Genomic DNA, 12,432 nt, shown 5'->3' on the forward strand with positions numbered 1-12,432 from the left:
GTTAAATTTCCTGAGTATTAATTAATGGATTTCTAGCTTCAGTAACGTAATAAAAAGGTAGCCAGCGCCCACCGAACTGTCGGAAAAAGCGCTCTATAGCTGGAAGGTGCGATCCTTCAAGGTCAATTTCTGTAAGACCAAGTTCCTGATGCGTAAACTGGATAGCACTCCATAGTGCTAAAGATGATCCTCCACGGTGCGATCGCGTGTGGTCATAACCTCCAAGAATGTAATAACTTCGATGCCAATCCCAGACAATACCAGCAGCAGCAACAGGCAAACCATCCTGGTTGCGAGTAATAAAACAAATTGCTTGTCCCAACTTAGCCAGATGACGCATACAGGCATCAGCCTCTTCTAAATTGAACCAGATAGAATGTCCTTGTCTAACAAAAGATTGGCGGACGAGGGTAAGAAGTTCTGATGGCTCGCTACTTTGCTCTACTGTTAGGCCAATTTGTAGTGCAGCTTTGATGTTGCGTCTGAGTGTTGGCGAAAATTGCGCCTGAGTTTCATCTAAGTCTGTAGTTCGTAAAACTGTGGTATAAAGGAGTTTAGCTTCAAACCCTGTACAAATAAATTGTTGAAGGGTTTCAAGCCAAGGAGATACAAAAAAAGTTGATTTTGGTACTCTTTCTCGAATACCTCGTGCAAGTTTTGACATAACTTTTCTTTTTGTTTCAGGAACCATTTCGCCATTAGGAAATTTTGCAAATACTGGGCCTAAGTAAGGAGCTAAAGTTCCCAAAGTACCAAAGCGATGTTCGTTTATTTGGAGAATTGCACCAGCCAAAAGCTTACCTTTTTGAAAAACTCCGATTCTCAAAAAATTATGAGGTGATGCTTGAAACCAAGAGGATGTATGAAAAACAGTTCCCTCTCGAGTATTCTTGATAAAATCATCCCATTTTTCAATGTCTAAAATTTCTTCTATTTCCATAAATTTTTGCCCATTTTCTTACTAATTTTTGCACCCAAATATAAATGTTTCTATAGGATGCTCTACCACAGTTAACTGAGTCCCTACGCCTTCAAGTAGATTTAAAAGCTCATTTTTGAGGGAGTTAGCGTATTCTAAATTCACTTTTCCATCTTTAAAAACTCCTACTTTGTATATTTTTTTATCAAAAAAACCGTTAGCGATAGAAAATATAAAAGAACCATTTGGCTTTAAAGTACGCTGTAATTCTTCTATTAAAGACTTAATATTTACAGTCGAACAGTTAATGACTCGCAAAGCAATATAAGCATCGACAGAAGCATCTGCTAGCGGTAGAGATTCAGCTAGAGCAATTTGAAATTCATGGTGAGGAAAATTGGCTCTAGCTAGGGCAAGTGCTTGATGGCATGGATCGATACCGATAATCTGGCAATGATTAAATAGTTCAATATCCATCCCATCATTAACACCCACTACTAAAACTTTTTTATGGGCTACGTCAATTCTTAACTTTTGGCATATCTCTAAGTAGGTTACTGCCCAGTTGACTTTTTCCCGCTCTTCTCGGTGCATAGTAAAATATTGGAGGGTTCCATACTTTTGGGCACAGGCAAATGAGATGGCTTCAATTTGAGGTAAGCCAAAGCTAACCAATTTAAGTGCTAGGGTATAAGAACTCGGTCCAAACCATGAACTGGGGACTGTCATTTAGAATTTCTCCTTTCTTAAAAATTGAAGCTTTGACGAGTCTGGTCTATTAGGCTAAATAATTTTTTGGTATTGTCTAAATACCTAACGATATTCTCTCGCTGCCCAGTAGTAATAGCATGAATTAAAGCCCGATAGATCGGCGTTGCTAAGAGTAGAGAGTTTGAGTAACGGCGGGATTCGGAAGTAGTCGAACTGTACTTTATTACTTCTCCGTGATTGTCATCTCCACGAACTACAACCGTGCCTTTTGTACCGCAGATACGAAGTCTTTCTACTGGTGCCATATCTACTGCTGAGATGAGTACACGAGCGGAAAAATTTTCCCAATCGTATATGGCGATTAAAATATCGTCACAATCAGTAGACCAGATAGAAGACCGACCTATCGCGTGAATCCGATTTGGGAGTTTCCAATTAGCAAACCTCAAGAGTTGGTCTAAAATGTGCGGACCCCAGTCATAAAGACCACCGCCCCCGTAGCTTTTCTCTGTACGCCAAGTGGGACAAAAATCCGGAACTGCAAATTTATTTGATGGTCCCCAGGATGCGATCGCTGCATCAATCCGAATAATCTCTCCTATCTCTTGGCTTTGAACAATTTCTAGTGCTTGGAGATGGTCATCATCGTATCGTCTGTTCTGAAAAGCCATCAAAACTAGGTTTTTACGATTAGCCAAATCGACAAGTAGGTTGACTTCTTCGCTGCAAAGTGCAAGGGGTTTATCCACTAAAACATGAGCGCCAGCTTCCAGTGCTGTTTTTGCCTGAACGTAGTGCAAGGTATTAGGGGATGTGACAACAATAATATCTAATGAAAGTTCTCTTATTGCCTTCTCCAAATCCTCTGGAGATAAAGTAAACTGAAAACCCCGCTGCTTGGCACACTGAGTTCGTTCAAATATCGGATCGAAGACGGCAATTAAATTCAAGCCAGGTTCCTGACGAATTAGTGGCATATGGAAATGACTTGCCGAAGCACCAAAACCGCAAAAGCCAATTCTTAGTTGGGTTATATTGCTCGTAGACATGACAGTTTGAGGAGCCTCCAGCAAATAGCCGAAATCTCGGTTAACGATTAGGATTTTGTTGGACAACGGAATACAAAAAAGTATCTTCAGGGTAAAACTTTTATGCACTCCTACTTCTCTATTGGGATTGGGTTGAAAGTTTTATGCGAAAGGACATTTTTTGTTACAAATCTTTACTTGTCAACAACCCTAACCTTTGAGGGGATAGGGGGTACGTAAAGAAAAGTAAGTATTACTCATATCACTAAAGTCCAGCCTGCCCGCTTAAGCTTGTGTCTGCTGAAGGCAGGAGTGGAAATCTTAACTGGCAAAGGTTCCAGCTTTTCTCTCTGTGTCCACGGCAGAGTACAGGCCATACTCTGCCCTAGTTAACTGAGTGTTAGCCCAGCGACCAGGCACAGTCCGGTTGAAAAAATAGCTGTAATCCTTACCTGGTAACCCACATTCCGCACCCACAACTGTCACAGATGCAGTGGCTCCAAGCGTAGAAGTGGGATAGGCATTGATTGAGTAGAAATACTCAATATAGAGGGGCTCGGCCGATCAATTTCATAACGTGGAACCGATCTATCTGAAGGGGCGACAACTATAGTCGAAAAGTAGATTTGATAAGGATTTCGGCTCTTCGACCTCGTTGATAATAGGGACGTTTATGTGGACTTAATGCCATTAATTGTGTAGTTTGTGCAATAAAGAATTGCAGAGATTCTACCCAAGCATAGCCATGTATACCATTCCCTAATAATTTAGCACAGTAAGTACGGAAGAACCAAAATCCTCAAACCCCGATTAAAACGTTGGTTTTTGACTGCCTCCCCCTTTAAGGAGAGGCAGTCAAAAACCAAACAGTGAAAGGGTTCGGGAGTTATTGGAAAGGTCTATTTGACAGCCGCTTCAGCGCGGTTGCTATGCAAAATTACTCTGAATGATTTATTGAAAATACTCAAAACCCACCGTTCCTTATCAGGAGCGACTAGCCACAGCATCAGAACTCCCAATTCTGCTGAATGTGCCAATAGGGGCAGGGTTAGCTTTGGCGCAGACGTTACGGCGATGAAGAAATTCTAAGCGCACGCTTCGCCGCCTAGCTTACTGCTTACCGATGCGAACACTGGTTGAGCAAACTTATGCCGCAGTGGAAGATTGGCTACAATGCGATCGCTATCACCAACTTTCTCCCTTTGCTTAAATCCTGAAGGTGTTACACTCATCTTGACTGAATACTAAAAGTATCAGAAATACGACTTCTGCTTCCAGAGCAGCCCCTTTGAAGCAACCTAGTTATCGATTAAGCTGAAAGAAAGCTGACCTTTCCGTTCCGTACTGCTGTGTGCGGCTCCTTTAATAGCTTTATCTCTTTGGGAGTTACCAGCTTAGTCAAAATTTTGCGGTTAACCTCGTTATAGATTGGGAAAAGCTGTGTTAGAATCCCAAGTATGGTAAAAGGGAGTACCTTTGGTACTCCCTTCCAAAATCTCTCGAACAGTAGAAGCTTGGCGGCACAACTGTTTGAGCGATTTATTCGCTCAAATTTCTTTAATACCAGGAGGTATTATGTCCCACTATTGTAACTCAGATGGGCAGCTTTGGCTGTTCCCAATTTTGATTCGACAAAAAATCCCCTCAAGAGCTATCCGTGCAGAATTAGCTCTAAAAATTGGCATAAAAGACCCTAGAACGCAGAAAATTAAAAAATTAGGGCAGTTTGCTAGGCAAAACCAAGATCTTGAGTTAGAGACAGATGAGGGAGTTTAAATTGCTCGTCCAGTTGGCAAAACAGCAACTGGATTTTATCTGTGGAATCTCCTGCTACGCCCGATCAATCGCGCAGCAGTTTAGCTTATCTGAGAGTAGCTGGAGAAAGGCGATCGCCTCGCTCCAGGTCTAAATCCATTGATAAAAAATTTGCCTCGTCTGATTAGAAAGGATTGGTACAAAATTGGCTACTTTGATACCTGCTTCAGTGCAGTTACTTTGCTATGCAAAATTACCCGGAATGGTTTAAAGAAATTACTCAAAACCCACCGTTCCCTTATCAAGAGCGACTAGCCACAGCATCAGAACTCCCAATTCTGCTGAATGTGCCAACGGGAGCAGGAAAAACAGCCGCAGTGGTCTTGAGTTGGCTTTGGCGCAGACGTTACGCCTCTGAAGAAATTCGTAAGCGCACGCCTCGTCGCTTAGTTTACTGCTTACCGATGCGAACACTGGTTGAGCAAACCTATACAGCAGTGGAAGATTGGTTAAAAAAGGTACAATTGAGCGATGAAATTGGACTACACCTGCTCATGAGTGGCGCAGTTAGCGATCGCTGGGAAGCTGACCCAGAAAAAGACTGCATTCTGATCGGTACTCAAGACCAACTATTGAGTCGAGCATTGAACCGAGGATACAGCATGAGCCGCTACAAGTGGCCGATCCACTTTGCCTTGCTGAACAACGATTGTTTGTGGGTAATGGATGAGGTGCAGTTAATGGGGGCTGGACTGCGAACAACTGCCCAACTGCAAGGGTTTCGAGAAATCTTTGGGACTTATGGAACAGTGCGATCGCTATGGATGAGCGCCACTCTCGATCCAGATCTGCTGCAAACTGTTAACTATAAGCCTGATTCGAGCCAAGTCCAAAAACTTATTGATGATGAGGTTTTACAGAATGAAACGCTCAAGTTGCGAGTGCAAGCTCAAAAGCGTTTAGTCAAAACAAAAACCGAATGCAGCGGTAAAGAAAACGACTATGCCTTGGCGCTGGCGAAAGAAGTAATGGCCGCGCACATACCCGGTTCGCTGACACTGGTAATTTGCAATCGAGTCAGCCGTGCCCAGGAACTTTACAAAGCCCTGGAAAAGCAAACTAGCGAGAAATCAATATTAATTCACTCGCGCTTTCGAGCCGCAGAACGAGAGGAACGAAATCAGCAACTTCAAGAACTTCGAGAGAAAAAGCTTTCTGGCATTTTGGTAGCAACTCAAGCAATCGAAGCAGGTGTTGATATTTCTGCTCAAACCCTGTTTACTGAACTTGCGCCTTGGTCGTCGCTAGTGCAACGGTTTGGACGGTGTAATCGCTATGGGGAATGCTCTGAAACAGCAACCGTTTACTGGATAGATATCCCTGATTTAAAGAAAAATGCTAGCCCATATAAGGCTGAACAACTGGAAAAAGCGCGATCGCTTCTTGAAGAACTGAAACAGGTAGGCTCAAAAGACTTGGATAAGGTTAAGGATAAGTATCTAAAAGAGGAGATTGAAGGCTTAATTCCCCGCCAGCATGACCTGTTGCAATTGTTTGACACTTCAACTGACCTTGCAGGACATGATATCGATATTTCTTCATTTATTCGAGAAACAGATGAAAATGATGTGGCGATCGCTTGGCGGGACTGGTCGGGTGAAGAACCACCCGATGATATGGGTGCATTACAACAAGAAGAACTTTGTCGAGTTCGGCTTGTTAAAACAAACATCGGTTATACAAACGACCTGTTAGATAAGCTCAAGAAGCAAGACCGCTATCCTTGGTACTGGGATGGGCTGAAAGGCAAATGGGAAAAGGCTAAAGCAGTTTATCCAGGGCTGTCGTTGCTGCTGCATTGTTCAGATGGTGGTTACTCAGAAAAACTTGGTTTCACAGGTGAAAGCACCGACCAACCTGAAGCAGTTGGAACAACAACTTCTATTGAGTCTGACCACGATGAAGCCGATTCATTGACTTATCAGATGAAACAGTACGTCACTTTGGTTCAACATTCTCAGGATGTTGCAGAGGGAGTAAAGCAGCTTTGTACAGACTTATTATTTGATAACCTGGAAGTCGAATTGCTAGAAAGAGCAGGACGTTGGCATGATTTGGGTAAAGCTCATGCTGCTTTTCAAGAAATGCTGACTCGCGATCGCCCTGAACGGCAGAAAGAAGGGAAGATTTGGGCTAAATCCGATCATCCAACCAAAATGCGGTTACGTAAGTATTTCCGCCATGAATTAATTAGCGCTTTAGTCGCCCTACAGCAAGGCGAACCGTTTTTGTTGTGTTATCTGGTTGCAGCCCATCATGGCAAAGTCCGAATGACGATTCAACCCCGTCCTAATGAAAAAGCCCCTGATTGTATCCAGCGATATGCACTAGGAGTCTGGGAGGGAGATTGTATGCTGCCCGTTGATTTGGGGGATGGGCCGTCTAGCAATCAAGAACTTTCTCTAGCCTGTATGGAGTTAGGAGAAGGAAAAAATGGGGAATCGTGGACAGCACGGGCGATCGCCCTTCTGGAGAAGTATGGCCCTTTCAAGCTGGCATTTCTGGAAACGCTGATTCGGATTGCTGATTGGCGTGCTTCTGCTAAATATAATGACGAGATTTTGACGAGGACGGAATAATGCCTGAATCCATTACTCTACGTGGTTGCACCCCAGAACCACTATCAAACTACCTCAAAGCGTTAGGAGTTTTGCGTTTATTAGCAGAGCCGCATTACCGCGACCAAGACAAAAAGCTCAAAGCGATCGATCCTCAAGCAAAAGGATATTGGCGCAATGATGTTTTTGTCTTGATCACACACCTAACATCTGATGAGTTAGAAAAGTTCTTTCTCTATCATTATGAGCCAACACCGTTAGTCGCTCCTTGGAACGGTAGCACTGGGTTTTACCCAAAAGATACTGCTCAGAAGCGTTTGCTCAATTCAATTCAACAGGCGAAGTCAGAACGGTTTCAACTTTATGGGGAGGCCATTGCAATCGCTCAACAGCAGGTTGATGCTCTTAAGTTAACAGTTCAGCCGAAGGATGAGGAGAAACGACGGTTAGTGGAGCGATTACGCAATCATTTGCCTGACGAAGTAGTGAAATGGCTAGATACCTGTTTGCTAATCACTTCTGACTTACTAGAAACCCCACCGTTGTTAGGGACAGGGGGTAATGAGGGCAATGTTGAATACAGTCGTACTTTTATGCAGCAGCTACAGGAGCTAATAGATCTTACAACTGGTAAACCGACACAGAGTTCAAATTTTTTGCTTAAGGCGGCATTGTTTGATGAAATTCTCCCAGAGTTACCCTTTGCTGGCAAAATCGGGCAGTTTAACCCTATTGCAACTGGGGGAGTAAATGCTTCACCAAGGCACGATACGGATTCTAGGGTTAATCCTTGGAGTTATGTCCTGACAATGGAAGGCATCATGCTGTTTGCTTCAGGAGCAACTCGGCGTTATGAAAAGTCGGAACGGGGAAGGTTTGTCTATCCATTCACAGTTAATGCCTCTAGCATCGGTTACGGTAGCGCTTCAGACAGTGATGTAGCTAGAGCAGAGTTTTGGGTTCCTCTTTGGTCACAGCCCACAGGATTGAGAGAGCTACAAATTCTCTTTAGTGAAGGACGAGCAAAGGTTGGTGGTCGTTCTGTAAGAGATGGCATTGATTTCGCTAGGGCAATCTCTAGTTTAGGCGTAACTAGAGGTATTCAAGAATTTGTTCGCTATATCTTTTTGCAAAGAAATGGAGCAGGAGAAAAAGCTAGCCATTTTGCCATTCCCCTCGATCGCTTTCAGCCTCAGTTTAACCCCCAAGTTGACCGATTGAAGGAAATCGACAATTGGTTAGACAGCTTTAGACGGGCGGCTCAAGATGATAAGGCTCCTGCGTCTGTCAAACGGGCGCATCGACGTTTAGAAACTGCCATTATCGATTTTAGTCGTGGAAAGGCATTTCTACTAGATGTGCTAATTGCATTAGGTGAAGCAGAGGCAGCATTAGATAATTCTCTCAAGTTTACTCAAAAGAAATGTCTTCACCCCCTACCTTTGTTGGAATCGGGTTGGATTGATGACTGTAAAGAAGAATCGAGCGAGTTTCGTTTGGCACTGGCATTGGCTAGTAATAACTTGCGACAGCGACTTGCGCGGGTAAGAGGCAACAAGCCTACTTTTGGGGCGGATAACAATGACAAATTAACTACTTGGCACAAAGGTAGTTTAAATAAGAATTTAATTACTCTACTCAAGCGTCAAGAAATTGAATTAGAGCAATCAAAAAACAAGCAAGATGAAGCTGAAATAGAACAAAAGACAAGATTAACTCAGAAACTTCCTTTTGCCAAAATTGAAGATGTTGTTTGGTGGATTGATAACGAAACTCAAGATGAGCGAATTGAGGCAATTGCCAGAGGTCTTTCTCTAGTAAAACCAAAACGCTTAGAAACCGAGCGAAACAACAATTTAAAAGGGTTTGTGCCACTTACCTACGCCCTGTTAGCGATCGCTCACCACCGCACCTTTAAAAAGAAAGCCTTCGAGAAAGTTTTCGGCACAACAATTCTTAAGGATAATGTAGACTTACCCAGAATTCCCGCATTGCTAACAAGACTGGCAGCAGGAGATTGTTTTACGGCAACTAAACTGGCAGCGCGTCGCCTGCGGGCTAGTGGTTTTCCTACCAAAGTAGGAGAACAGCAAGAAGAAGAGAGCAGAACTCAACGAATTGCTGCTGCTTTAGCATTTCCTCTGTCCGATTATGGAATTGCTTATCTAGCAAAACAAGTTTTACTCATTCACTCTAAGGAGTAGTCAATGGACTTCAATTCACTCAAAGATGCCCCTCGATTATTGATTGAAGCTGATCTAGTTCCTCTACAAGGAACGCGATTTCAGCCAACTGGATTTCCCGATTTAGGTGCAGCAACTTATCGACTTCCCAATCAAGAAAAAACCCAAATGCTACTACTAGAATCGGCTCAAAGTGTAGCGAATCGGTTAGAAAATACCATTTTGGATGAAGCAAATCAAGATGTAGTTGCTCCTCTGAAGGGAATTCCTTATGTAGTAGTTAAGCAGGGCGATAAAGTTTTGACAAATTCGCTATTAGAAGCGCATCGGCTGAACTCTCCCTACATTATGGGAACTAAACAGAAAAAAACTGCTTTATTCGATAAAATTCAAGCTGAACTTGAGATTGCTCCCGAAACCCCAGTGGACTTTCATAGATTAGCTACAGTTCTGGCTAAATACGATTTAAATTGTTTATTGCATGGTATTTTCTTTGAAAAAATTGCTGGTGCTTTAAGAATTGCCCGTACACTGTCTGGTTTTATTGAAGCCAAAAATGTCTCAATTGTAAGTTCAGGTGGTGTTAAGCACGATCGGGTTGATGCCACCGGGAAAGCAAAGGATAAAGGTGGTGCTGGAGAAGGTTATGGGAATGTACCCTACCACCGGGAAGAGTACACGGCTGAAAAAATTACGGCTTATTTCAGCTTGGATTTAGCACAAATTCGCGGCTATCGCTTAGGGGTTGATGTAGAAAATTTACTGATTGCGATCGCCCTCTACAAAATTCAACGCTTCCTCGATCGCGGTTTGCGCCTGCGAACTGCCTGCGATCTAGAAGCAACTAAAATAGAAGTCAAGCGTCCAGAGAAGTTTGAACTCCCCAGTCATGCAGAACTAGCTAAGGCATTGCTCTCGTTAGTTAAAGCAGCAGCTTCAGCCTTTGCTAATCCTCCCATAACGGTTGTTCAGTACCAGGCTGAGGAGAGCAAAAAGAAATAATGAGTGTAGGACTTTCGATTCAATTCCTCACGGGTCGCTATCATGGTACACCCTGGAATCATCAGGTGAATGAAGGGATTGTCGAGTGGCCCCCCTCACCCTGGCGAATTTTGCGGGCGTTGGTTTCTGCTTATTACCGTCTGCTAGAGCAACCCGATCGCATTCTGATGAGGCAATTAGTAACTAAATTAGCCAACCAGCTTCCCAGTTATCACCTGCCTGAATATACTGCCGCTCACACTCGGCACTATATGCCGATTTGGAAGGAGGGCGAAGCGAAAACAACCAGAGTTTTTGATACCTTTTATGCGTTACCGGGTGGGGCAATGTCTTCGGAAGCAGTAATTCAGGTAGTGTGGTCTGAAGTTGAGTTGAGTCAGCTAGAACAACAGTTACTTCAGCAGCTTTGCTCTCAAGTGAGTTATCTGGGTCGGGCGGAGTCTTGGGTTGAGATCCAAGTAGTGAAAGATAACCATAAGTGTAATGCCAATCCGCTCAAAGATGAGGAAGTGAACCCCAAAACGAAGCGGGTCGAGGTTCTAGCACCATTGACTCTTGAGGGATTGGAGGGGTTTCAAGCAGCACTTGCGGTTTTACCGAAGCCGAAAAGAGGGAAAGCAAAGTGGAAAGCACCATCTGACATTCTGGAGGCGTTGGAACTGGATATTGCTTCTCTGCATGGACAAGGTTGGAATGGGATTCCGGGAACTCGTTGGGTTATCTATGAGTTAGAACAGGCGGAACGTCAGCCAGTGCGATCGCAGCCCTATATGCTACAAGCACCAACGTTTGCTCGATTTGCACTTTCTTCTAATGTGCTGCCCAATCTAACAGAAGCAGTTTCCTTGGGAGAAAGGTTTCGACAGGCGCTGATGGCAAAGAGTAGGGATGCAGACGGACAGGTAGATCCAATCTTTAGCGGTCGCCAGCCAGATGAATTAGATGAGGAGGGCAAAGGGAAGCCTGCGGTGGGACAGCAGCACTCCTGGTATTTACCGGAGGTGAATCAAAGAGGCAAAATCGACCACGTTGTTGTCTATGCAGCCGGGGGCTTTGGAGAACAGGCAATCTGGGCGCTGTCTAAACTCGATAAGGTTTGGGGAAAGGAAGGGTTCGATCTGCAAACAGTCTTGGTTGCGCTTGGACGAAGGGAAGACTATAGCAGTGAAAGACAACAACCAGGTTGCTCGAATTTGGTGGGGAAAAGTCGCAGATGGCAAAGTCTAACGCCGCTACTGCTGCCCCGTCATCCAAAACGCGATCGCCGAGGTCAACCCAAATATATTCCTGGGACATCTTTCCAAATTGATGGCCCAGAACATCAAACGCTGCGTTTGTTAAAACACTTGCTCAACCATTTGAATCAAGAGCTATCTTTGGATGAATGTGTTGAGATTCAATGTGCGGGCGATCCAGCAGATTGGTTGGGTTATCAACGGGATGATGGCAAGCTTTTGGTAAAGGCAAGATGCCTGAGTGAGGAAGCGGGGAGAAAGTTCAGCGGCTATAACTGGCAAGCGTTTCAACGTCGGCGCTACCAAGGTAATGGGAAAAAAGAGTCCGATCGTGGTTACTGGTTAGAAATTGAGTTGGCCGAACTACAAGCTGGGCCGATCGCGCTTGGCTATGCGGCTCACTTTGGCTTGGGGTTGTTTGTACCGGCTGATATCGTTTCTGTTTCTTCAATGGAGCCGCACCTTTTAGGTACGGTGTAACCATTTTAGGCGCGATCGTCCGACATACGGCTTTGAGGGCTTCAATGGAGCCGCACCTTTTAGGTACGGTGTAACCTACCTTCCGTAGGCATGGGAATTTCCATATGTTCGCTTCAATGGAGCCGCACCTTTTAGGTACGGTGTAACCGCTACGGCATTGTGTCGAAATCGCTTTTATTTAGTGCTTCAATGGAGCCGCACCTTTTAGGTACGGTGTAACCGAGTTTTTATGCCATTTGTGAGCGCACTGCCTTGCTGCTTCAATGGAGCCGCACCTTTTAGGTACGGTGTAACTCAGTTCTTGCCCGCTGTCAACAAGTTTCACTTTGGCTTCAATGGAGCCGCACCTTTTAGGTACGGTGTAACCTCCTTTGTGCTACAAGTTTTTGATAATTTCTTTCAATCCGCTTCAATGGAGCCGCACCTTTTAGGTACGGTGTAACATAAAACCAGTTTGGAACATCGACTTCGATCCAAGTGCTTCAATGGAGCCGCACCTTT

At 44.2% G+C, this 12,432-nt stretch carries 8 protein-coding genes, 1 pseudogene and 1 CRISPR repeat array (1 of these 10 running past the window's edge); of the genes and pseudogenes, 5 read left to right on the forward strand and 4 right to left on the reverse strand.

What is annotated here, in order from left to right; translation table 11 throughout:
- Position 1: 1 nt before the first annotated feature.
- The 4 genes from H6G03_RS05730 to H6G03_RS05745 form a co-directional block, all read right to left on the reverse strand.
- Entirely contained in the window at positions 2 to 940 is a 939-nt protein-coding gene (locus H6G03_RS05730) for a GNAT family N-acetyltransferase (RefSeq protein ID WP_190462968.1), read from the reverse strand.
- A gap of 21 nt (positions 941 to 961) precedes the next feature.
- Positions 962 to 1,648 (reverse strand): class I SAM-dependent methyltransferase, encoded by a 687-nt coding sequence (locus H6G03_RS05735; protein ID WP_190462970.1) that lies wholly within the window; start codon positions 1,646 to 1,648, stop codon positions 962 to 964.
- Between the two features lie 17 nt (positions 1,649 to 1,665).
- A complete protein-coding gene (locus H6G03_RS05740; protein WP_190462972.1) occupies positions 1,666 to 2,745 on the reverse strand; it encodes a Gfo/Idh/MocA family protein in 1,080 nt (359 codons plus the stop codon).
- A 998-nt stretch (positions 2,746 to 3,743) separates the two neighbouring features.
- Positions 3,744 to 3,890, reverse strand: a complete 147-nt coding sequence (locus H6G03_RS05745) for a hypothetical protein (RefSeq protein ID WP_190462973.1) — start codon at positions 3,888 to 3,890, stop codon at positions 3,744 to 3,746.
- A 298-nt stretch (positions 3,891 to 4,188) separates the two neighbouring features.
- Between H6G03_RS05745 and H6G03_RS05750 the strand changes: the two genes are divergently transcribed.
- The 5 genes and pseudogenes from H6G03_RS05750 to csb2 form a co-directional block, all read left to right on the forward strand.
- On the forward strand, positions 4,189 to 4,434 hold the full coding sequence (locus tag H6G03_RS05750; RefSeq protein ID WP_190462976.1) for a hypothetical protein: 246 nt from the start codon (positions 4,189 to 4,191) through the stop codon (positions 4,432 to 4,434).
- Positions 4,435 to 4,658: 224 nt separating this feature from the next.
- Positions 4,659 to 7,052, forward strand: a complete 2,394-nt coding sequence (gene cas3g, locus H6G03_RS05755) for a type I-G CRISPR-associated helicase/endonuclease Cas3g (protein WP_190462978.1) — start codon at positions 4,659 to 4,661, stop codon at positions 7,050 to 7,052.
- Positions 7,052 to 9,235 carry a type I-G CRISPR-associated protein Cas8g1/Csx17 gene (gene cas8g1 / locus H6G03_RS05760; protein ID WP_190462979.1) on the forward strand — a complete coding sequence of 728 codons (2,184 nt, stop codon included), beginning with the start codon at positions 7,052 to 7,054 and terminating at the stop codon, positions 9,233 to 9,235. The genes cas3g and cas8g1 overlap by 1 nt, the downstream gene beginning before the upstream one ends.
- A gap of 3 nt (positions 9,236 to 9,238) precedes the next feature.
- Positions 9,239 to 10,216, forward strand: a complete 978-nt coding sequence (gene cas7g, locus H6G03_RS05765; RefSeq protein ID WP_190462982.1) for a type I-G CRISPR-associated RAMP protein Csb1/Cas7g — start codon at positions 9,239 to 9,241, stop codon at positions 10,214 to 10,216.
- A pseudogene (csb2, locus tag H6G03_RS39440) lies at positions 10,216 to 11,817 on the forward strand (type I-G CRISPR-associated protein Csb2); the annotation flags it as partial. The gene cas7g and the pseudogene csb2, both read left to right, overlap by 1 nt.
- A 78-nt stretch (positions 11,818 to 11,895) precedes the next feature.
- Positions 11,896 to 12,432: direct repeats of the CRISPR family, unit length 37 nt; unit sequence GCTTCAATGGAGCCGCACCTTTTAGGTACGGTGTAAC (it continues 242 nt past the right edge of the window).

Source organism: Aerosakkonema funiforme FACHB-1375 (genome assembly GCF_014696265.1).
GTDB lineage: Bacteria > Cyanobacteriota > Cyanobacteriia > Cyanobacteriales > Aerosakkonemataceae > Aerosakkonema > Aerosakkonema funiforme_A.

Bases quoted from the DNA above. Each gene is read 5' to 3' on its own strand.
- H6G03_RS05730 (WP_190462968.1), bottom strand. From the start codon at position 940: ATGGAAATAGAAGAAATTTTAGACATTGAAAAATGGGATGATTTTATC.
- H6G03_RS05735 (WP_190462970.1), bottom strand. From the start codon at position 1,648: ATGACAGTCCCCAGTTCATGGTTTGGACCGAGTTCTTATACCCTAGCA.
- H6G03_RS05745 (WP_190462973.1), bottom strand. From the start codon at position 3,890: ATGAGTGTAACACCTTCAGGATTTAAGCAAAGGGAGAAAGTTGGTGAT.
- cas3g (WP_190462978.1), top strand. From the start codon at position 4,659: ATGCAAAATTACCCGGAATGGTTTAAAGAAATTACTCAAAACCCACCG.
- cas8g1 (WP_190462979.1), top strand. From the start codon at position 7,052: ATGCCTGAATCCATTACTCTACGTGGTTGCACCCCAGAACCACTATCA.
- cas7g (WP_190462982.1), top strand. From the start codon at position 9,239: ATGGACTTCAATTCACTCAAAGATGCCCCTCGATTATTGATTGAAGCT.